The 21109-nt window shown below is 68.1% G+C and carries 13 protein-coding genes and 11 pseudogenes; 9 read left to right on the top strand and 15 right to left on the bottom strand.

Annotated features, from left to right (window positions below; genetic code table 11):
- Window positions 1–93: 93 nt before the first annotated feature.
- Window positions 94–288, top strand: a pseudogene (locus ACIF6F_RS09345) (transposase); the annotation flags it as partial.
- Window positions 289–1383: 1095 nt separating this feature from the next.
- On the opposite strand, the gene ACIF6F_RS09340 reads toward ACIF6F_RS09345, so the two are convergent.
- The 6 genes and pseudogenes from ACIF6F_RS09340 to ACIF6F_RS09315 all read right to left on the bottom strand — a co-directional run bounded on the left by ACIF6F_RS09340 (window position 1384) and on the right by ACIF6F_RS09315 (window position 6803).
- Entirely contained in the window at window positions 1384–2370 is a 987-nt protein-coding gene (locus ACIF6F_RS09340; protein WP_399943428.1) for a Kelch repeat-containing protein, read from the bottom strand.
- A 481-nt stretch (window positions 2371–2851) separates the two neighbouring features.
- Window positions 2852–3296, bottom strand: a pseudogene (locus tag ACIF6F_RS09335) (transposase).
- Window positions 3293–3511, bottom strand: coding sequence for a winged helix-turn-helix domain-containing protein (locus tag ACIF6F_RS09330; protein WP_399943520.1), 219 nt, complete (start codon window positions 3509–3511; stop codon window positions 3293–3295). The pseudogene ACIF6F_RS09335 and the gene ACIF6F_RS09330 overlap by 4 nt, the downstream one beginning before the upstream one ends.
- Window positions 3512–3560: 49 nt before the next feature.
- Window positions 3561–4801, bottom strand: a pseudogene (locus tag ACIF6F_RS09325) (IS3 family transposase).
- A 72-nt stretch (window positions 4802–4873) separates the two neighbouring features.
- Window positions 4874–5365: a hypothetical protein gene (locus ACIF6F_RS09320; RefSeq protein WP_399943426.1), complete on the bottom strand. Its 492-nt coding sequence runs from the start codon at window positions 5363–5365 to the stop codon at window positions 4874–4876.
- Window positions 5366–6059: 694 nt separating this feature from the next.
- A complete protein-coding gene (locus ACIF6F_RS09315) occupies window positions 6060–6803 on the bottom strand; it encodes an ISL3 family transposase (RefSeq protein WP_399943517.1) in 744 nt (247 codons plus the stop codon).
- A 257-nt stretch (window positions 6804–7060) separates the two neighbouring features.
- Here ACIF6F_RS09315 and ACIF6F_RS09310 point away from each other — a divergent pair, with 257 nt between their 5' ends.
- A complete protein-coding gene (locus ACIF6F_RS09310; protein ID WP_399943423.1) occupies window positions 7061–7588 on the top strand; it encodes a hypothetical protein in 528 nt (175 codons plus the stop codon).
- Between the two features lie 136 nt (window positions 7589–7724).
- Here the strand turns inward: ACIF6F_RS09310 and ACIF6F_RS09305 are convergent.
- The 3 genes and pseudogenes from ACIF6F_RS09305 to ACIF6F_RS09295 all read right to left on the bottom strand — a co-directional run bounded on the left by ACIF6F_RS09305 (window position 7725) and on the right by ACIF6F_RS09295 (window position 9525).
- Window positions 7725–8489: pseudogene (locus tag ACIF6F_RS09305) on the bottom strand (transposase family protein).
- 364 nt (window positions 8490–8853) lie between these two features.
- Window positions 8854–9253: pseudogene (locus tag ACIF6F_RS09300) on the bottom strand (transposase); the annotation flags it as partial.
- Between the two features lie 35 nt (window positions 9254–9288).
- Window positions 9289–9525, bottom strand: coding sequence for a hypothetical protein (locus ACIF6F_RS09295; RefSeq protein WP_399943421.1), 237 nt, complete (start codon window positions 9523–9525; stop codon window positions 9289–9291).
- Between the two features lie 766 nt (window positions 9526–10291).
- Here ACIF6F_RS09295 and ACIF6F_RS09290 point away from each other — a divergent pair.
- From ACIF6F_RS09290 to ACIF6F_RS09280, 3 genes and pseudogenes are all read left to right on the top strand, one after another.
- A pseudogene (locus ACIF6F_RS09290) lies at window positions 10292–10495 on the top strand (IS3 family transposase); the annotation flags it as partial.
- Window positions 10496–10550: 55 nt separating this feature from the next.
- A complete protein-coding gene (locus ACIF6F_RS09285; RefSeq protein WP_399943418.1) occupies window positions 10551–11177 on the top strand; it encodes an IS3 family transposase in 627 nt (208 codons plus the stop codon).
- 186 nt (window positions 11178–11363) lie between these two features.
- Entirely contained in the window at window positions 11364–13079 is a 1716-nt protein-coding gene (locus ACIF6F_RS09280) for a chloride channel protein (protein WP_399943416.1), read from the top strand.
- Between the two features lie 286 nt (window positions 13080–13365).
- Here ACIF6F_RS09280 and ACIF6F_RS09275 read toward each other — a convergent pair whose 3' ends face one another.
- The 4 genes and pseudogenes from ACIF6F_RS09275 to ACIF6F_RS09260 all read right to left on the bottom strand — a co-directional run.
- Complete coding sequence (locus tag ACIF6F_RS09275; RefSeq protein ID WP_399943415.1) at window positions 13366–13830, bottom strand: hypothetical protein; 465 nt, start codon at window positions 13828–13830, stop codon at window positions 13366–13368.
- 37 nt (window positions 13831–13867) lie between these two features.
- Window positions 13868–14986, bottom strand: a pseudogene (locus ACIF6F_RS09270) (IS3 family transposase); the annotation flags it as partial.
- Between the two features lie 27 nt (window positions 14987–15013).
- A pseudogene (locus ACIF6F_RS09265) lies at window positions 15014–16220 on the bottom strand (IS3 family transposase).
- Between the two features lie 62 nt (window positions 16221–16282).
- Window positions 16283–16748, bottom strand: a pseudogene (locus tag ACIF6F_RS09260) (IS5 family transposase); the annotation flags it as partial.
- 32 nt (window positions 16749–16780) lie between these two features.
- Between ACIF6F_RS09260 and ACIF6F_RS09255 the strand changes: the two are divergent.
- Window positions 16781–16954 carry a CsbD family protein gene (locus ACIF6F_RS09255; RefSeq protein ID WP_399943413.1) on the top strand — a complete coding sequence of 58 codons (174 nt, stop codon included), beginning with the start codon at window positions 16781–16783 and terminating at the stop codon, window positions 16952–16954.
- Between the two features lie 160 nt (window positions 16955–17114).
- On the opposite strand, the gene ACIF6F_RS09250 is transcribed toward ACIF6F_RS09255, so the two are convergent.
- Window positions 17115–17866 (bottom strand): IS5 family transposase gene (locus tag ACIF6F_RS09250; protein WP_399943514.1). Its coding sequence is split into 2 segments (ribosomal slippage): window positions 17115–17380 and window positions 17380–17866, totalling 753 coding nucleotides; the frame shifts between segments, so codons are not numbered across the junction.
- An 18-nt stretch (window positions 17867–17884) separates the two neighbouring features.
- Window positions 17885–18487: a hypothetical protein gene (locus tag ACIF6F_RS09245; RefSeq protein WP_399943411.1), complete on the bottom strand. Its 603-nt coding sequence runs from the start codon at window positions 18485–18487 to the stop codon at window positions 17885–17887.
- Between the two features lie 67 nt (window positions 18488–18554).
- Between ACIF6F_RS09245 and ACIF6F_RS09240 the strand changes: the two are divergent.
- The 3 genes and pseudogenes from ACIF6F_RS09240 to ACIF6F_RS09230 all read left to right on the top strand — a co-directional run.
- Window positions 18555–19324, top strand: a pseudogene (locus ACIF6F_RS09240) (transposase).
- Window positions 19325–19848: 524 nt separating this feature from the next.
- Window positions 19849–20454, top strand: coding sequence for a hypothetical protein (locus ACIF6F_RS09235; protein WP_399943409.1), 606 nt, complete (start codon window positions 19849–19851; stop codon window positions 20452–20454).
- 95 nt (window positions 20455–20549) lie between these two features.
- A pseudogene (locus tag ACIF6F_RS09230) lies at window positions 20550–20761 on the top strand (transposase); the annotation flags it as partial.
- Window positions 20762–21109 lie beyond the last annotated feature (348 nt).

The raw sequence follows: 21109 nt of genomic DNA, 5'->3' as shown, positions 1-21109 counted from the left end.
CAGTCCCAACGAATACGAACGACGACACCACGCCGCTAAGCTCACGCTCGCCGCGTGATCAACCAAGCGCGTCCACCATCACGGGGGAAGGCCCGCGTCCTGCTGCTGGACGGCGAACTCGCCACGGCCGAAACCAAGAAGCTCCGCTACCGGCTCCTGCACGTCGCCACCCGCCTCACCCGCGGCGGCCGCCGCCTCCACCTGCGACTCTCCGCCACCTGGCCCTGGAGACACGAACTCGCCGCCGCCTTCCACCGACTCGCGGCCTTGCCCCGCCCGGCCAGCTGACCGGCATGCCCCAGACCACCCACGACCCGAGGAACCCTGGAGAACCCGACCACCGCGCCGGGCCCTCACCATGCCCACCAACCAGCGCCGCCCCCAACGACCCTGCTCGGCTACCCAGCAGCCGCAACTGAAACGTCGAGGTTAACTGAACGGCGTTGCCGCTAGAGCCTGATGCGGGGCCCACGATCGCGTCGATCCGGCGTGCGAGATCGAAGTCCAGCTCTGTCAGCACGTAGCCCGTATCGCGCGTGGTGATCGTTGCCGTCAGATGGTCCATCCGCAGCTCCAGATCCGCATGGCGCTGGATCCGCCGGGACCGGTCGGCGATCGTCGCGACCGCGGCGTGGTAGCGGATCGAATACGTGCACGTGATCGATCACCTCGGCGCTCCCACCCCGGCAGCCCGCCCAGCGCCTCCGGGATCTCGGCTTCGGACAGCGGCGCGGATGCACCCATGGTCAGCTCCCCTCGGTCACAGGCGCCAGGATCTCGGCGAGCTCCGCCAACTCCTGCGCCATACGCGCGGACCGGGCTCGACCTTAATCTGCGCAGCTCCCGCGCGATCTCCACCGCATGGCCCGGCTCCCGGCGGCAGCAACCGCGGCAGCATGTCGCGCCAGGTACACGCCGCGGCACCAGGCCGGCGTGGGTGGCGAGGCGGCGGGCCGGGGGCGTGGTGGGGGGAGGCCCAGTAAACCCGTGAGGCGTAGGTCTTGGGCCTGTGGTCGTCTCACGGCTCAGACGCCGATGGAGAATAGGCGTGTCGCTTGTCTGATCGACCACTCCCGCCGCCTGGGTTGCGGTACGGACCCTTTGCCCTGGTCAGCGGGGTTGCGGCGATGGCCTCGACGTCGATGTCCAGCAGTGCGCCGTGAACGATGACGGCATCCTTGAAGCCTTGCTCGACCAAGTCTCTCTCGAGGCACATTCCGCACCGCTCTGCGGCTTGGTCGAGCAGGGAGTGCAGGCGGCGTTGTCGTGTGCCGAGGCCGCCGCGACGAAGACGCTGGTACATGGTGCTGCGCGGCGAAATCCTCCTTGGCCTCGCAACCCATCACCATGGCCAACGCCGTCGTCCAGGGTGTCAACGGCGCGTCAGCGGCTGTGCCCGTTGTAGAGCTCGGCCGTGTCCAGAACGGCGGTGAAGTTTCCGCCGCCGGCGATGAGGACAGCGCCCTTGCCCACTGCCGTGGCGGTATGCCCAGCGCGGGGCTGCACCAGCGACCCGGCCGAACTGAACGAGCCTCTCTGCGGGTCGTAGAGCTCCGCGGACGTCAGGAAGACGTTGCCGAACCCTCCGGCGACGAGCAGAACCTTGCCGTCGCGAAGACGCGTTGCGGTGTGCACGCTACGTGCGCTCGCCATGCTGCCCGTGTTCTGGAACGCCCCTGTCCTGGGGTCGTACAACTCGGCCGTCGCCAGCGCGCCCGCGGTGCTGTTGTCTCCGCCGCCAATGAGCACCCGGCCGTCGCTCAGCAGGGTGGCCGTATGGAACTCCCTGGCCGCGGCCATGCTGCCGGTGGGAGAGAACGTGCCGTCGGCGGGATCGTACAGCTCTGCGGAGGACAGCTCACCGGAGTCGCTGTCACCACCGGTGATGAGGACCTTCCCACCGCTGAGGAGGGTGGCAGTGTGAGACTCACGGTCCACGCTCATGTTTCCGGCCGTGGCCGAGAACGTGCCCGTTTCGGGGTCGTAGACCTCAGCGGAGCTGAGGATGCTGGTGTCGTCCGCCCCTCCGGTCACCAGGACCTTGCCGCTGGGGAGCAGCGTGGCCGTCTGAGCCGCCCGGGCGGTCGTCATGGAGCCGGTCGCCTCGAACGATCCGGTGGCAGGGTTGTACAGCTCTGCCGAACTCAGCACTGTGTTGCCGTCGAGCAGGCCGCCGGTGATCAAGACCTTGCCGCTGCGGAGCACGGTGGCCGTGTGGAGGAAGCGTGCTGTCGACAGTGCGCCGGTGGCGGTGAAGGTCTGGCGGGCGGGGTCGTACAGATCTGCGGACGCCGTCCCCACGCCGCCGGTGACCAGCACCTTGCCGTTGCGCAGGAGTGCAGCAGCCTGGAAGTACCGGGCCTGGGTCATGTCTCCGACACTCTTGAACCGCGCCGCGGTGCTGCTGCCGGACGCCGATGCCGAGGGCCCCAGGCCCGTTCCGGCCACGAGGAATGCAAGGATCAGGGGGAGCGCCCACAGGCGGCCCCTGAGCCAGGAAGGTGATTCTGGACGGGTCATGGTGAGGGAATCTCTCTCGCTTCGCACGGTCACCCCAGGGGGTCTGGTCACTGTCCGTAAGCCCGTGTCTTCGGGGCTCGGCCGGAGCTGTCGACAAGTACCCCCGTGAGGCGGCTCCGCGGAGCCGCCTCACGGGACGCGATCCGCAGTCCCGTGACGAATCACTTGTTCGTACCAAGGGGCGTCCTCGGTCGGTTCTGTCGCTGGGTGAAGCAGTACAAGGTCGACGCCGGCCAGGGCCGCAGGAGTGAGCACGGATGAGCGGGAAGAAACTCCCAGGCCGCGGCGGCGGGGCGCTACTGAGGTTGAACTCGTAATGTCGTGCTGCTGATCAGGCGGGTCTGATGGTCAGGCCGGTCTCGGCGAGGCAGCCGTCTACGAGGTGGCTGCGGTACTGGATGTGCCGTAGGCCGCGTCGTATGCGCTGGACGAGGTGTTCGGGAGTGCTGAAGGCGACGTTGGAGAGCCAGCCGCGTCGCAGAAGGGACCAAATCCCTTCGACGGGGTTGAGATCGGGTGCGTAGGGCGGCAGGAAGTGGATGGTCAGCCAGTCCTGGGCTGCCGCCCATTCCCGCAGGTCGGCGGCTTTGTGGGCGTTGAGGTTGTCCCAGACGAGCACGATCGGGCCGCCGAGCTGCTGATGTGCGCCGGGACCGTTGACCGGGTTTGTGGCAGGTCAGCGCAGCGATGGAAATCCGTCTGCGGGAACGGCCGCGGACTCTCACCACCGGGGTCCGGCCGCGGTGGGACCAGGTCTTCGCCTGCGGCGGCGTCATGGAGAATCCGGCTTCGTCCTCGAAGACGAGCCAGGCTCCACGGGCCGCCGCGAGCCTTCCGCGCAGGGCCACACCTCCTTGACCCACCCGGCCACGGCCTCGTCGTCCCACTCCATCGCGCGTCGGGCTGGGACCTGGCAGGACCAGCCGTTGCGTACCAGCAGCTTCCGAACGCCCTGAACCGTGTACGTCAGCTGGAAGCGCCGGCCGATCACCGTCTTGATCCGCGCGAGCGGGCCTTGTCCCCGAGGGGTGTTCGTTTCGTTATGCGGCAAGTGTCAGGGTAGCTGGCTGCTGTTCGTACGCGATCGGCGCCTGCTGTCCGTTCGCCGAGTGGCGTCGGCATGTGTTGTAGCGGGTGGTCCAGCGGAAGACGGCCAGGCGCCAGGCGTGGGCCCCGTCGAAGCGGCAGGCGCCACGGAGCGTTTCGCGTTTGAGGGCGGCGTTGAACGACTCGGCGAGCGCGTTGTCCGCGCTGGTACCGACCGCGCCCATGGACTGCCGCACCCCCAACTCGGTGCAGCTACCGGCGAATTCACGGGAGGTGTATGGGGCTCCGTGATCGCTGTGGAAGACGGCGCCGGCCAGGCTGCCGCGGACCCGGGCTGCTGCCCGGAGCGCGTCGGCGACCAGTGAGGTGCGCATGTGGTCGGCGATCGACCAACCCACCAGACGGCGTGAGAGGCAGTCGATCACGGTCGCCAGATACAGAAACTCGCCGTCGCCCACCGGCAGGTAGGTGATGTCGCCGACGTACTTCGTGTTCAGGGCCCTCGCGGTGAAGTCGCGCCCCAGCAGGTCCGGCACAGGTGCGGCGGACGGCTCGGGCACGGTGGTGACCTGGCGCCTGCGCAGCCGCAGCCGCAGCCCGGCGATGCCGTACTTCCGCATCACCCGTCCGACGCACTTGCGGTTCACCCGCTCGCCGTCCTCGCGCAGCTCGGCGGTGATCCTCGGGCGGCCGTAGGTGCCCGTCCCACTCCGTGTGGACGGCCCGGATTCGCCCGGCGAGCGCCGCGTCCGCCCGTTCACGCGCGGCACGGGCCGCGCGGCCCGCCCGCCACTTGTAGAAGCTGGACCTGGGGACCTCCAGCACGGCACACAACCGCTTCACGCCCCAGGCGCTGCAGTGGTCCTCGATGAACTGGAAGCGGTTGGTCACCAGGTCATCTCTTGTGCGAAAACCTTCGTCGCCCTGCGCAGGATGTCCCGTTCGGTGGCCAGTTTCTGGTTCTCCTTGCGCGCGGCCCTCACTTCCGCACGCAGGGCCGCTATCTCGGCCTCCAGCTCCTGCCTCGTCACTCGCTCACCGGGACGCCTTTCGTGTTCGTGCTCGTCGTGCCACTCTCACCGCGCCGGGCCCCTTCGGCCCGCACCCAGTTACGCAGCGTCTCGCGGCTGATCCCCAGATCCTTGCCGATGCCCTCGAAGGTGTGGCCCGGATCCGACAGGTACAGCGCGACAGCGTCCGCCTTGACCTCGGGCGAGTAGACCTTCATCACCATAAAAGATGGCTCCTACCCGGCCCCTGGCGGGGCCGGGCTCAGAGGTGTCCACCACTCGGGGGACAGGTCCCGTCAGGGCTTGGCGGTCAGGGTGATGGTGACGGCCTGTTCGCGGTTGACGAGGTCTACGAAGGTGGCGCTGCCCCCGGTACCGACGTACGCTCCCGTGCCCCCCGTGACCGCAGCAGTCGGGGTCGCGCCGGCTTTCTGGCGACTGTGGAACATGATCTGGCCGTCGGGCAGGTCAAGCACACTGAGGCACTGGAGCATCGTGACGGGCGGTGCGTGCTCCGTGATGGTGCACTCCACCGCAAACGAGCCGATGACCTTGCCCCGAGCATCGAGGATGTCGCCGCTTCCGATCGTCTCGTTCCCCACACTCGGCTGCGGGCCTCCCAGCTCGAGCACCCGAGCCTGGGTGATCCGGTTGGTGACCTTGATCACCTTCGCCTTGCCGCCCCCACGCGTTTCCACCTCCGCGGCCAGGGACGACTGGGCCGGCACCAGGAGTGCCATCGTGGCCACCACACCGGCCAGCCCCACGACTCGCATACGACGCACCATCACTTGCTCCTCTGATCGACACGACAGCACCTCTGGACGGCGCATGACGACGTGTCGATCTGAGCAGCCCTCACCCCGTTCCGCACTCCGGGCCGGGCACCCTGGTGAACGGGTCCGGTGTGTGAGCTTTTTCCATCATCGTGGGCCTGTGAAAGGAACGGCTCTGTCTCACATCCGGTGGTGACGGAAAGTAGTCGATGAATGCGCGGGGCGATGGGGGTAGGCCTCCATCCGGGCGGAGCTGCCGACTCTCTCGCACGCGGCAAGGCGATCCAGAAGCTCAACGTCGTGGGCGGCCAGCCGCCCGCCACGCCCGGAGAGCCCCTGCCGGAGAGAGAGCTCCTCCCAGCCGTGCTCGACGGACAGCCCCAAGCGGTGCACGGCCTCCAAGGGAGGGGCGAGGCAGGCAACCTCGCGGAACAGCCCCGCGACGTACCACCACATATTTGGCTGCCACGCGAAAGCCGTTCTCACCCAACCTGCAACACCCCAGCTCAGCAAGCTGCTCATACCGCAACCACCCTCCCCATCAGCGACATCCGCCTCCAGGACCGCGGGGTGGCGGGCGTATCGCTTGACGGTGTTCAGGGACAGACCCAGCCGCCGGGCGCATTCCAGCAGGCCGACCCCGGTATCCAGCAGGCCGTGGCCTGCTGCCACCGCTCGCGGGTGGTCGCGGCCCGTGCGCCGCTTTTCAGCGGTGGGCCGGCCTTGGCCCAGCAGGCACTGTGGGCGCCTCCTCCTTCAGCACGGTCTCGGCCAGGCCGTGCCACAGGTGCCAGCGGTCGCCCACCTGCACGATCGTCGGGTCGGCGGCCGTGGTGGCCTGGGCGAAGCCTCCGGCGCCGTCCCGGCAGACGACTTCGACGCCGGGGTGGGCCTGCAGCCAGGCGGTGACCGTCTGAGCTTTCCGGTCCGGCAGCACCTCGATCCTCTCGCCGGTGGCGGCGTCGACCAGGATCGTGGCGTAGTGGTGGCCCTTGCGCAGGGCGAACTCGTCGATGCCCAATACTCGCGGGGCAGGCCGGTCGGGCAGCGTGATGCGCATCAGGCAGTTCAGCACGCTTGCCCAGGTCAGAGCGTGGTGCAGCACGCTCAGCAGTCGTGCTCCAGCCGATCCGGCCAGTGCCACGGCGACCGCGTCCACCATCGTCTGCGCAGCCGGAGTGCGTCGCTGATAGCGCCGGGTCAGTCCCGGAACCTGCTCGACGAAGGTGGCCTTCTGGCAGTCGGCGTTCTCGCAGTACAGGCGGCGCACCGATAAATCGATCACGACCGAACGGCCACCCACCGTCTCATCCGCGACATGTCTCACGTAACGCGAATGCACCCAGTCCGCAGTCTGCCCGCACCCCGGACACGCCACCGGGGCGTCGTCCCCGGTCCGGGCGGTGATCCTCAGCAAGTCCCCGCCGGCCTCTACTCGCTCGACCTGCACCGCGGCCAGCTGCGGCAGCAGGTCCCCCACCCTCACGACACACACAGCCAGCCTGCCACCGCCAAACAGCCGCCACCACCGGCAAGTTGCAGCGATCAACGCATACGAAAATCTTGTAAGAGCCAATCGTTCGATTGACAGGCCCCCGGCCGGTTGTGCGGGTAGACACGTGCTCTTTTGGATAAATAGCAGGCCTCTCGTCTTCGTCAAGCTACGTTTGCTGTTCTGCGTTCTGTCGAGCAAAGGCGCGTGTCACGGTGAACAAGTTGTCCCAAGCAGGTCTGACGGGTGTAGTGGTCATGGCCGTAGGAATGGCTGCTGTAGGTACAGCGAGTGCAGATGGCGATAACAACGGTTCCGGCATTGTGGCCATTCACGCTCCCGGGAATGGCAACACGATCGTCAACGGAGACCATCACCCTCAGTACCTGAGCGGCACCGGGCATAGCGCTGTTGCCGGCACCAACAACACCCTCGCAACGTCCGCGACCCAGGCGCCCAATCCTGCGCTCACCTACCCCTATTGCATCACCGTCCAGAACACGAGTCCGAATGCGGTAGTGTCCCTTGGCAACTCGTACGCCTTTTACAACGGAAATGGGGGCGCACTGCCGCAGGAAATCCTCCCCGGCGGAATCGTCACGAACCTGTGCGTCAATTCTGGTGGCGGAAACTTGAACTACGGCGGAGGTGGGCTGAGCGTCTATGGGGGTACCGTCCCAGTCACTGAAGTAAACGGTAACGCAAATCTGGTAAACGGCAATTTTCTTCAAGTCAGCCCCTGAGCCTTAACCGCGCGCTTTCATGAAGCGGGCTGTCCGACAGGTGATCGGGCAAGTCCCTTTTCCCGCCCCTGTCGGAGGCACTTTCCAGGTGAAGCAGCCTATCGGGTCCCATCCCCATGTCCTTGAGCTTTTTCCATCATCGTTCTGAGCTGGTCAGATGAAGGGTGAGGACGGCCTGGACGATGCTGGTGATCCGGGTGGTCGAGCACCGCAGTTTGCGGAGGAGGCGCCAGGACTTGAGGGCGACGGCCTGCTCGACGAGGGCCCGGATCTTCGCGTGGGACCGGTGCACCGCCTGCTGCCCTGCGGAGAGGGTCGCGCATCGTCCCCAGCACGGGATGCGGACCGTGCCGCCGGCGCCCCGGTAGCCCTTGTCGGCCCAGCACCGGATGCCGGCCTCGGCGAGAGCGTCGATGATGCCGTGTTCGCGGGCCGCGCGGATGTCGTGGACGGCGCCTGGCAGGGCCGGTGAGGCCCACAGCAGTCGGCCGAAGAGGTCGGCAATGACCTGCACGTTCATCCCGTGCTTCTTGTGCTTGCCGGAGTAGAACGGCCGCGTCGGCGGCGATACGGTCGATCGGCAGGAGCGTGCCGTCCAGGATCAGATACGCCTTCATCGACGCGGTCCGCACCGCGTCGGCGAGGCTGGGCGCGAGAGCGGCCAGGAGATCGACGGCTTCGGTGACGTAGCGGTACGCGGTCGTGGTTCCGACGCCGAACCCGGTCGCGAGCTGGGCGTAGGTGTGGCCCACCCGCAGATGGGCGAGGGTGAGCAGGGCCTGGCGGCCGGCACTCAGGCGCCGCCAACGGGAGCCGATCGCGCGCGGTGGCGCCGCAGCCGCTGCGTGAGGAAGCGGAGGGCGGAGCTGGACACGTCCACGCCCGACGGGTAGACAAGCACATTAAGCCTCTGGTGGAGACGGTTCTCTTGGTCGAAAACCCATCTACCCGGGGCTTCACCCGTCTGTCAGCCCAACGGCCGCATTCCAGAAGCAGGTTGGAAAAGGCTCACTCAGTGTTGCGGAGGAGCTCGTAGCACAGGTCGAACTTCGCGGCCCGGCCCGGCTTCCATTCACCTATCGGGCGAACGATCCGGACCGAGATCTCCCCGCCCTCCTCAGGTGAAGAGAGCCAGACCGCGATGAGGTTGCTGCCAGCAACACCCAATAGATCAAGCTTTCGATTCCCATCGAAGGTGACCCGGTCCCGGTTCCTCCCGGGGGCGGGTCTGTCCAGTAAACGGTGGTTCTGGAGTTGTCAGGTGGTCAGCGGCGGGCGGCTGAGAGTCGGCCGTCGTAGGTGATATCGAAGGCGTTGAGGGCGGCCTTCCAGCGTTGAGTCCAGCGTTGCGTCCCTGGCCGGTGGGGTCGAGGCTCATGATCGCCATGCAGACGCACTTGACGGCGGCCTGCTCGTTCGGGAAGTACCCGCGGGCCCGGACTGCCTTGCGGATCCGGGCGTTCACGGACTCGATCGCGTTCGTCGTGCAGACGATCCGCCGTATCTCGGTGTCGAACTGGAGGAAGGGCACGAACTCGGCCCACGCGTTCTCTCGCAACCGCACGAACGCGTACTTCTGTCCCCATTCTCCTGGAACTCGAGGAACCGTTCGGTGGCGGCGTCCTCGGTCGGCGCGGTGCAGACGGGCTTGAGGTGACGTCGGATGCCACGAGAACGGCACCGACACCGCTCGATCAAGCTCAGTAGCGTGCCTCCACCTTCGCGCGGCAGTACGGGCAGTGCAGAGCGTGTGTGGTCGGATTCGTCTGCATCCCCATGATGCAGTTGAAACAGATCCTGGCGTCGACGGTGCACGCCATGACGAGGAATGACTGTTCGTGAGACATACACACCTGGCATTGCTGAGGCATGTCGCACAGGTCGACGTCCTGTACATGGGTAACAGCATTGATCCACAGTTCGCGCTGCGCTTCCACGGATACTCCTTGGCTTGGGGTGCGGATGCTGCCTCAACAATGGCAAGTCCGAGAGTCGGCAAGATCCGCCGATCGGCGGACGCAGGGGGGGGATGGGGACGACCCACGCAGAAGCCGTAGCCGCAGTGCCCGGCGAGGTCGGAGCGTTTGACGCTCTTGCGGGAGGCCGCGCCGGGCAGCGGGATAGGGCACCAGGCGGGCATGGGCGAAGCGGACCCGGTGCGGTTCCCCGAAGACGCGGCTTTGGACGCCAGCACGTGGAGGGCGGCGGGGAAGTCTGCTGTGGAAGCCGCTCACACCCGGCATTCGGAAGCCCCGACCGGCGGACGGGCCGCAGCGTCGAGCGAGTGGAACGATCGTGGCGGTTGCCCTACGCGACGGTCATGGAGGCGGCGGGGCGCACACGGCGCGGTCTCTCCCGTCGACGCGCACCGCTGCGGTGAGTCTGGACGCGTCTCACACGCGCCGCGAGGTCTCCGGTGAGGTTCCCCTCGTAGCGTGGAGTCCGTGGCAGCAGGGGATGCTGGTTGTCATGGCGGAGAAGCGTCGCAAGTTCACGGCGGAGTTTCGCGAGGGGCGGTAGCTGGGTCTCGCGGGCGAAGCTGGCGGATAAGGGCACGCCGGAGGCCAGGGACGCGTTGATCGCCCGGCTGACGGCGGAGAACGCGGCGCTGAAGAAGGAGAACAAGGAGCTGGGGACGGAACGCGATGTCCTCAAACGCTGCATGGTCCTGCGGGTGAAGTAGCTGCGGCGGACCCGGCCGCCGTGGCCGGGGTGATCAGCGACAACAGGACCGAGCACGGCATCCCGCACACCGTTTCGTGCCGCGCTCTGGGCGTGAGCGAGTCGTGGTTCTACAAGTGGCGCGACCGCCCACCCACCGGGCGTGAACTGCGCAGGCAACGAGTGGCCGACGAGATCAAGGAGGTCTTCACCGAGTCCGGCGGCACCTACGGGTCACCGAAGATCTTCATCCTGCTGATCCGCAGGGGCTGGCGCGTGTCGGTTAACACCGTGGCGAGGCTTGGCCGAGCTCGGTCTCGTCGCCCGGGTGGTCAGACGCCGGAGCGGGCTGACCACGCCGGGGAAGCGGCCGGCCGCACCGGACGTCGTCAAGCGGGACTTCACCGCCGAGGAACCCGACCTCGTCTGGGCGGACGACATGACGGAGATCATCACCGAGGAGGGCAAGCTTTACCTCGCCACGGTCATCGACCTGTTCTCCCGGAGCCTGCTCGGCTACGCGATGGGTGCGCACCACGACGCGGACCTGGTCGTGGCAGCGCTGAACATGGCGGCGGCCACCCGCCGCGGCGACGTCCGCGGCGTGATCTTCCACAGCGACCGCGGCAGCGAGTACACGTCCCGGAAGTTCGCCCGGGCCTGCCGCCAGCTGGGCGTCACCCAGTCCATGGGCCGGGTCGGCTCGTGCTTCGACAACGCCGTCAGCGAGGCGTTCAACAGCGTACTGAAGGTCGAGTACGTCCACCGGCACACCTTCCGGACCCGGACCGAGGCCCGGATCAAGGTCGCCACCTGGATCACCGACTTCTACAACACCCGTCGGCTACACAGCGTGTGCGGGTTCAAGAGCCCAATCGACTACGAACGCGAGTACTGGGCCGGCCTCACCATGGGGCTGGCTGCATAGGAAGGACTCCACAATTCGAGGGGATTGACACGGCGCCGCCTCCCCCGACTCCCCGGAGAGACGGAACCGTTCGTGCGGCTGGAATGCGGACCTCCAGCTGCCGACGGAGCCGGTGTCCGGGCGGACCACGTCCTGAGCGCGTGTCCCGGACGCCCGGGACGCGGCCGTGCGCCCACAGTTGTCCCCGTGACGACTTCCCCTCCCGCCGCGGACAGTGGACCGGGCCCCTCGGCCCCGCTGCCGGCCGCCATGCGCTGGCTACGGCAGTCCCACGGCGGGCTCGCCGCCCTCGCGATCCTGACCGGCGTCGGGGCCGGGTACGGGGCCGTGCTGTTCCGCTGGATGATCGAGGGGGTGACACGGGTCTTGACGGGGCACGCGGACTACTCCGCGGCGGGCAGGGCCGCCAATCCGTACATGCCCTGGCTCGGCCCCTACTTCGTGCTCCTGGCGCCCGTGGTCGCCGGGCTCCTCTACGGGCCCCTGGTCCAACGGTTCGCACGGGAGGCTCGTGGACACGGCGTACCGGAGGTGATGTACGCGGTGGCACGGCGCGGCGGACGGATCGCCTCCAGCGTCGCCGTGGTCAAGTCCGTCGCCTCCGCCCTGTGCATCGGCGGTGGCGGCAGCGTCGGCCGCGAGGGGCCCATCGTCCAGATCGGCTCCGCCCTGGGCTCCTCCCTGGGGTCGTGGGTGCGGGCCGGCGAAGCGCACGCCAGGCTGTTGGTCGCCTGCGGCGCCGCGGGCGGCATCTCCGCCACGTTCAACGCCCCGCTGGCCGGCGTGTTCTTCGCGATGGAGCTGATCCTCGGCGACTTCGCCGTGCGCAGCTTCGGCATGGTGGTCCTGTCCTCGGTGACGGCTAGCGTGATCGGCCGTTCCGTGCTGGGTGACGAACCCTTCCTCGCCCTGCCCCCACTGGCCGTCGACCACGTCTTCGCCTACGGCCTGTTCCTGCTCCTCGGCGCCGTCGCGGGCGCCGTGGGGGTGCTCTTTACCAAGGTGCTCTATTGGGTGGAGGACGGGTGCGACGCCCTCTGGCGGGGGCCTGAGTGGCTGCGTCCGGCGGTGGGCGGAGTGCTGCTGGGGGCGATCCTGCTGGCACTGCCGCAGATGTACGGCGTGGGCTATCCCGTCCTCCAGAAGGGCGTCGAGGGCGGCTACGCCATCGGCTTTCTGCTCGTCCTGCTGGTCGGGAAGGTCCTCGCCTGCAGTCTGACCATCGGGATCGGCGGCTCGGGCGGGGTCTTCGCACCCAGCCTGTTCATCGGGGGAATGCTCGGCAGCGCCTACGGGCTTGCCTGGCACCACGCGTCCGCCGCGGTGACCGGTCCGCCCGCGGTGTACGCCGTGGTCGCGATGGCCGCTGTGTTCGCCGGATCGGCACGGGCCCCGATCACCGCGGTGGTCATCGTCTACGAGCTGACGGGTGAGTACGGGATCATCCTGCCGCTCATGGCCGCCGTGGCCGTCGCCACCTTCGTGAGCCGACTCCTCAGCCGTGACACCGTCTACACCGCCAAGCTCCGGCGCCGCGGCATCGTCCTGGACGCGCAGGCCCCGAGCCGGCCGGTCTCGGCCATCATGGAGCCGGTTCCCGCCGGCCTGCCCCCGGACACCCCGCTCGAAGCGGCGGTGCCAGCGCTCATCGCGGCGGGGCAGGCGATCCTGCCTGTGGCGGACCCGACCGACGCGTACCGGGGGGTGGTCGACGCGCTGGCCGTCGCGTCGGCCCTCGATTCGGGCGTCGGCGCGCGGGAACCCGTCGGGAAGGCCGCGTTCTTCCCTCCGACGCTGGGTGCCGACGACCCGCTCGGCAGGGCTTTGGCGCTCTTCTCCGGCGAGGACGCCCGGGTGCTGCCGGTCCTCGACGCCGAAGGGGTCAGGAGGTCGGCTGGCTGACGCAGCGCGCGGCCCTGCGGGCCGTGGCCGAGGGGTCCGAGCGGTGACGAACCCGCCGGCACCGGCCCGTGGACGCGGCCGAGCAGCGCTGCGAGGCCTCGTGCACGGGCCGGTGCCGGCGGCTTCGGCGCTGGATCACGTACCACTGGAACCGCCCCGCATGGCGCGTACGCTCGAGAGCTGCGCGGGGATGGGCGGTCATGACGGGACGGAGCCGGGCCCGCCGGCCCCCTACCGGTAGGTGACTCTGAGCGGCCGGCCCGGCTCCGTCAGGGGGTCGGCACGCTCAGAGCGCCCTGGTCACTCCGCTGTCCGAGAGGGGACAGAGCCGGGTGTCCTGCAGTTCGGCCGCGGTGAGGGGGATCTCGTCCCAGGTCAGGCCGTCGGAGCCGTCGCTCACCGCCTGCTTGACCGTCCACGGCAGGTCCACCAGGGCGCCGCCGTCGTGGATCCGTGCCGTGGCGGTGCCGGACAGCACCTGGTAGGTGGGGGTCTTGTAGAGCACGCTCCGGTACTTCCCGGGGATCGTCACCGAGTCCTGCTGCTTGAAGGTGGTCGTGTTCGTGGTGGAGTGCCCGTACGTCTGTGAGAACGCCAGCTCGATCCCTGACTTGAGGTCTCCGAAACCGAGCCCCAGGACGAGCTTCTGGCCGTACTCGGTGGTGAACGAGGTCTCGTTGGCCACGCTGGTCTCCCACCACAGAGCCCGGTTCTGCGCGACGGACGTGCAGTTGGGGGTCTGTACGGTCAACGGTGGATGGGCCTTGACCCCGAATCCTGGACACGGGTTATGCGGCTGATGACAGCGTAGTTGATGTTGTTCCGGACGCTGTCTCGTAGGCGATCGGGCTGCGTTGCCCGAAGCGGGAGTGACGGCGTCGGGTGTTGTAGCAGTGCAGCCAGCGGAACGCGTCGAGGTGGGCCTCGCGCTCACTGGACCAGCTCTTTCGACCCTGGAGCGTCTCTCGTTTGAACGTCGCGTTGAAGGACTCGGCGAGAGCGTTGTCCGCGCTGGAGCCGATCGCGCTCATGGACTGGCGGACGCCGGCTTGGCGGCAGGCGTCGGCGAACGCCCGGCTGGTGTACTGGGCGTCGTGGCCGGTGTGCATGACCGCCCCGGCGAGACTGCCGCGGGTCCGCTCGGCGGCGGCGAGCGCATCGGTGACGAGCTCGGTGCGCATGTGATCTGCGATCGCCCAGCCGGCCAGGCCGGCGCGAGGCGAGGTCGATGACGGTGGCCAGGTACAGGAACTTGCCACCGTCCAACGGGAGATAGGTGATGTCGCCGACGCACTTCGTGTTCGGCTTGCTCGCGGTGAAGTCGCGGCCGATCAGGTCCGGGGCCTTCGCCGCGGCCGAGTCCGGGGCCATGGTGCGGTGCCTGCGACGCAGCCGCACGCCCGCCAGGCCGATGCTCCGCATCACGCGCGCGATGCGCTTGTGGTTGACGCTCTCGCCGCCCTCGCGGAGCTCGGCTGTGATCCTCGGGACGCCGTAGGTGCCGTCCGATTCGAGGTGCACGGCCCGTATCCGGGCGGCGAGCAGGGCGTCGGCCGCCTGCCGGGCAGCCCGGTCCGTGGCCGTGCGGCGCCAGTAGTAGAAGCTGGAGCGGGCGATGCCCAGGATGGTGCACAGCCGCTTCACGCCGTAGCGGCGCTGGTGGTCGGCGACGAACTGGAAGCGGTTCACCAGCGCGTCTCCCCCGCGAAATACTTCGCCGCCTTCCGCAGGATCTCGCGTTCCTCCTCCAGCTCGCGGACCTCCTTGCGCAGAGCGGCGTTCTCCGCTTCCAGCGCCGTGGGCGGCTCGGCCGGCGCCTCTGACCGGCGTCCCCGGGGCCGGCCCGCCCCGGCCGCCCGAACCCAGTTCCGCAATGTCTCCGAGTTGACCCCCAGATCAGCGGCGACCGACCTGACCCCGGATTCTGAACACGTCTATGCGGCTTGGGTCAGGGTAGTTGGTGCTGGTTGGAGGGCATTCTCGTAGGCAATCGGTGATCGTTGGCCGAGGCGGGAGTGCCTGCGTCGAGTGTTGTATCGGATCAGCCAGCGGAAGGCATCGAGTCGCGCCTCGTTCTCGTTCGGCCAGCTTTTGCGGCCCTTGAGCGTCTCTCTCTTGAAGGCGGCGTTGAAGCTCTCGGCTGCGGCGTTGCCCGCGCTGGACCCGACCGCTCCCGTGCTCTGCCGGACCCCGGCTGACCTGCAGATTTCAGCGAATCCTCTGCTCGCGTACTGCGACCCGTGGTCCGTGTGCATGATCGCTCCCTGAAGACTGCCGCGGGTTTGCTCGGCGGCCGCCAGGGCGTCGATGACGAGCTCGGTTCGCATGTGATCGGCGATCGCCCACCCGGCCAGCCGCCGTGAGGCGAGGTCGATGACGGTGGCCAGGTAGAGAGGCTTCGCGCCGTTGACCGGCAGGTATGTGATGTCGCCGACGTACTTCGTGTTCACCGGGCAGCGGTGAAGTCACGTTGGATCAGGTTCGGTGCCTTCGCAGTGGCCGGGTCGGCGAGCGTGGTGCGGTGTCGGCGGCGCAGGCGGACTCCTTCGAGCCCGATGGTCCGCATGATTCTCGCGACGCGCTTGTGGTTGACCGCCGGGCCGCCTTCGTCGCGGAGTTCGGCGGTGATTCGGGGGCTCCGTAGGTGCCGTCGGAGTCCTGGTGGATCTTGCCTATCCGGGCGGCGAGCTCGGCCTCGCGGGCTTGCCTGGCCGCTCTGGCGGCCGCGGTGCGGCGCCAGTAGTAGAAGCTGGAGCGGGCCAGGCCGAGGATGGTGCAGAGCCGCTTCACGCCGTGACGGCGCTGGTGGTCTTCAACGAACTGGAAGCGGTTCACCAGCGCGTCTCCGTCGCGAAATACCGGGCCGCCTTGCGAAGGATGTCGCGTTCTTCCTCCAGCTCACGGATCCTTTTGCGGGCAGCGGGCAGCTCCGCCTCGACGGCGTCACCACCGGCGGGACGACGGCCGGCGGCGAGGAATGGGCGCCGGAACGACGTCCGTCGGCGGCCCGGATCCAGTTCCCCAGCGTCTCGGTGTTCACCCCGAGATCAGCGGCACCGACTTGATCGTCGCTCCCGGCCTCGACCGGTACAACGCGACCGCGTCCGCCTTGAACTCGACGGGATGGTGCTTCATCCCCACAGGGACTCCGTTCTCCTGGACCATCAAGATCCAAGTGTCTCCGGTGTCCAAAACCCGGGGTCAAGGCCCAGGGTCTGGGTGACGTCGTTGACGTTGGCAGCGGTGGTGATGACCTTGAACGGGGTGCCGCGTCCGTCGCAGATCAGATGCTGCTTGCTGCCCATTTTCCGCCGGTCGACCGGCGACGGACCGGTGTCGGCGCGCCCCCTTTTTCGCGCGGACGTGGGAGCCGTCGACGCATGCTCTGGACCAGTCCAGTTCGCCGGCCGCGTTCAGTTCGGCGAGCAGGATCCGGTGCAATCGGTCGAAGGCCCCGGCCCGCTGCCATCGGTCCAGGCGCCGCCAGCACGTCTGGCCCGAACCGAACCCCAACTCCAGGGGCAGCAGTTGCCAGGCGATGTCGTTGATCAGCACGTACAAGATGCCCTGCAAGCACTGCCGGTCCGGCACCGGCCGCAGGCCGGGAGCCTTCTTGGGCCAGGGCGGCAGCAACGGCTCGATCAGCGCCCACAGGTCATCGTCCACGATCCACGGCCGGGCACTCACACCATCAGGTCCCGATGTCGGGTACGGACAAACGCAAGGCGATCGCCGAGCAGGCCAAGGGCAAGGCCAAGGAGGTGCTGGGGCGCGCGGTGGGCAACGAACGCCTGACCGCCGAAGGCCGTGCAGAGCAGGCCAAGGGCAACGCCCGCCAAGCCAAGGAAGATGTCAAGGACACCTTCCGCCACTAGACCGCGGGCGGCGAACCCTCCGCCGTACCAGCCGGGCCCCGGCCGACTCCCCCTCGGGCGGGGCCGGCCAGGCGCCCCGCCACCGTGTCCCGGGTGATCAACTCGCTGTCCAGTACCGCGCCACCGGCAGCTGCAGCTCGGCGCCGACCAGTACATCGTTTCAGAATGAGGTCCGGAGACGGCGGAGGCATATAGGGCTGCAGGCCAGTTCGAGCAGGCCCTGGTGGAGATCGGCGCGTCGTTCGTAGCGGGTGCGGAGCCGATTGAACTGGTGGAGCCAGGCGAAGGAGCGCTCGACCACCCAGCGCCCCTTGCCCAGTCCGGAGCCGTGGGCGACGTCTCGTCGGGCGATCAAGGGTTCGATGCCGCGCTTCCACAACAGGCGGCGGTACTTGTCGAAGTCGTAGCCCCGGTCGGCGTACAGGCGCCGGGCTTGCTGCGGGGACGCCCCCGCAGGCCCCGGATCGGCGGCACGGCGTCCAGCAGGGGCACGAGCTGGGTGACGTCATGGCGGTTGCCGCCAGTGAGCGTGACGGCGATCGGGGTTCCGCGGCGGTCGACGATCAGATGGTGCTTGGAACCGGGGCGAGCACGGTCGAGGGGTGAGGGCCCGACATGGTCCCCTCCTTTGAGGGCCCGGACATGAGAGCCGTCCACGGCGCAGTCGTCCAGTTCCAACGCGTCCGCGCGGCGCAGCTCGGTCAGCAGGGCGGCGTGCAGGCGTGGCCAGACCCCGGCCTCGGTCCAGTCCCGCAGACGGCGCCAGGCCGTGACTCCGGAGCAGCCCACGGTCGCGGCCGGGACATCGCGCCAGGCAACGCCGGTCCGCACGACGTACATGATGCCGGTGAGAGCCGCCCGGTCCGGAACGCGAAGCCGCCCGGGATACCGACGGCGTCGTTCGGGAGTCAGCCAAGGGCTGTCCCGTAACTACTGATCGGGGTGGCTACCTCTGATCGGTGTGGTCAGGTCTGGTTCCCCCAGGTCGGCGCGGTTGATCCGTCCCCGGCCTCGGACAATGCCTTCTGCGGCGAGTCGTTCACGAAGCCGGCGGGGTGCGAGTGCCTCTTCGAAGCCCTCAACGAGGCCCCGGCCGGTATCGGCGAACTCGTATCGAACCGCGTACGTTCTTCCCCCGTGCTGCCATTCGCAGCGGACCAGGGGACGCGCAAGGATCGCCTCAAACCAAGCACCCGTCCGTTCTGCCAGTTCTGTCGCGTTTCCGGCAGCTGTGAAGGTGAACTCGGTCGCCTTCTCGGGCAGCGAGAAGTGCTGGTTTTGAAGTTTGTCTGCGTGGATGCCAGATCCGCTGAAGTGGGCGCCCACCGTCAGGATCCCCTGGTTGCGTTGCGCATCGACGATGTCCAACCAGACGATCAGCTCGCGGCCGGAGTCGTTTGCCGGAGGTACCACGACTGTGTCGAGAGGGTCGACCAGCCAGGAGCTCGCACGTTCGGCGAGGACGTCTACGAACACGCGTTGCGCGACGTTCAGGTCGTCTTTGTCGTACTCGAACCAGGGGACTTCTTCCATGGTCGCACTCTATGGGCGGCCCAAGAGCTGCCCAGGAACCGCTGGTCGCGGATGAGATGATCTTGATATGGCTGGTGTGATCACGGCGTCGGAACCGTACTGGATAGCCCCGTTCACCGGGCTCAGCCCGCGGCAGTTCGGGAAGCTGGTGACGGTTCTGCGGCACCAAGGCGCGGAGGCAGTCCGCAAAGGCCGTCCATGGAGCCTGACGCTGGAAGACCGGGCTCTGCTGGTCGCGGCCTACTGGCGCACGAACCTCACGATGCGGCAGCTGGCCCCGCTGTTCGGGGTGTCGAAGTCGGCGGCGGACCGGATCATCGATCACCTCGGGCCGATGCCGCGCTCCAGCCCCGCAAACGGTTCGCCAAGGACACTGTGCTCATCGTGGACGGCACCCTGGTCCCCACCCGCGACCACACCATCGCCGAGCGGTCGAAAAACTACCGGTACTCCACCAACCACCAAGTCGTCATCGACGCCGACACCCGCCTGGTCGTCGCGGTCGGCCGGCCGCTCGCCGGGAACCGCAACGACTGCAAGGCATGAGAGGAATCCGGCGCCAAGGCCGCCGTCGGCAACACACTCACGATCGCCGACGGCGGATACCCGGGCACCGGACTCGTCATCCCGCACCGCCGCCAGCGCGGCCAGAGCGAACTCGCGGACTGGAAGGAGGCCCACAACAAGTCCCACAAGCAGATCCGAGCCCGCGTCGAGCACGTCTTCGCCCGCATGAAGACCTGGAAGATCCTCCGCGACTGCCGCCTCAAAGGCGACGGCGTCCACCACGCCATGCTCGGCATCGCCCGGATGCACAACCTCGCCCTCGCCGGATAGACCAGCGGGCCATACGGCGGCCCACCACGCCCGAGACGGCCAGAAGATCATTTACGGGACAGCCCTTAGAAGGACGAGCGCCAGATCCACTCCAGCGCGGTCCCCGGAGTCACGCAGGACAGGAAGGCCGCCGGGCGGGCCAGGCCGTCGGCCTCCCAGCCAAGGGCTGTCGGCAGGAGGAGAAGCAGGCCGAGGAGGAGGATCCCAAGTGCGGGGAGGTGTACGGACGGGGTGAATCGCCGTGCCCCGCGCGGCATTTCGTACGAGAGCGTCCCCGTCAGGATGGCCCCCGCGAAAAAATGACCGGGAAGAGGGTGATGATGAGCATTCGGGAGCCGATCACGCCCGTGCCCCAGCGGCGGTTGTCCTCCAGGACCGGCGAGTCCGGGGGTTATAAACACTAGGCGGAGATTAGCCCGTTGGCGTGCGAACCCTCCGAAAGATGAACTATGAGCATCTCGTGCGCGATCTGTCCATCTATGGCGCTCGAGTCGGCGGGGCGTCTGGTGACTGGGGAGTAGTGCATGCGTGGCATTGGTGCAGTAATGGCGGCGGCTGCTGTTATGGCTGGTGTGGTTTCGTTGTCTCCGGTGGCGGCCGCGGACGGTCATGACACCACACCTTCGGGCAGTGCGGTGTTCAACAACGGGGACGGGAACGTCTCGGTGTTCGGCAACAGCAACAACACAGCCGGCCGCGACAACCTCACGGGGACAGGGCATGTCGCAGGCTCCGGGCACAGTGTGCTGCAGCCTCTCGACGGCTCGGATGACCAGGACTACACCGCGCAGGCCTCCGTCTCTGCCATTGGCGCGTTGGGGAGCGGCAGCATCCCCGCGGTCAACTGCCCGCAGACGCCCGAAGGCGACCCGACCTACATGAATGACACGCAGTACAACAGCGGTTCGGGTTGGCGAATCACGCCGGGGGTCGAGTTTACGGCCACCAAGGGCTTGGACTTCGCCATGCAAGCAGTGGGTGGCGTCAACACCGACTCCACCGGATATGCAACCGGAATCACCCCCGGCGTTGGCTCGAACACATACACTAACTGGTCGTTGTCGGCAGGAAGCTTCACGGTGACCCTTCACTGCACTACAAACATCAACGATATTTACAAGCTGGGCTGACAACGGCTCCTGCGATTGCATCTGTGATGTCGCCATTCTGAGACCGCGTTTGAGGTCTGCGGTGTCGCGGAGCTGGCGGGGTCGTCGAGCTCTGTGTGAGTGCTTGTGGGGGTGGGTATCCGTCGGACGTGGCGGACGAGCAGTGGGCGCTGGTGGAGCCGTTGATCCCGCCGGCGCGGTGGGTCCGAAGGGCGGTCAGCGGGAGAAGCACCCGCGGCGACGGATCGTGGACGCGACCTTCTACGTGGTGCGGGCCGGGTGCGCCTGGCGTCAGCTGCCGAAGGACTTCCCGCCCTGGCCGACGGTCGAAGCGCACCCCGGAGGGCGTGCGGATGAAGACCATCCCCTGATTGCCACCGGCGGGCCGCTGCAAGCGGGCCACCTGCCGCAGGGTGCGCACGCTCCAGACCAGGACCGTGCCGTCCGCCGTCCCCGCGGCGACCAGCCCGCCGCCCGGGGCGAACGCGAGACCCGTGGCCGGCCCGGACAGCCGGGCACACAGCCGGGGCCGTCCGGTCGCGGGGTCCCACACGGTGACCGCGCCGGTGTCGGAGGAGCCCGCCAGCAGCGTGCCCTCGGCCGAGTGGAGATGGCGGTACGCGCCCGAGCCCGCCGGCCCCCTCAGGGTCATCAGCAGGTGCGGCTCCTTCAGCGC

It is taken from the genome of Streptomyces sp. NPDC086023, assembly GCF_044540325.1.
Classification (GTDB): domain Bacteria; phylum Actinomycetota; class Actinomycetes; order Streptomycetales; family Streptomycetaceae; genus Streptomyces.
This window is presented reverse-complemented; position numbering and strand designations above follow the sequence as displayed.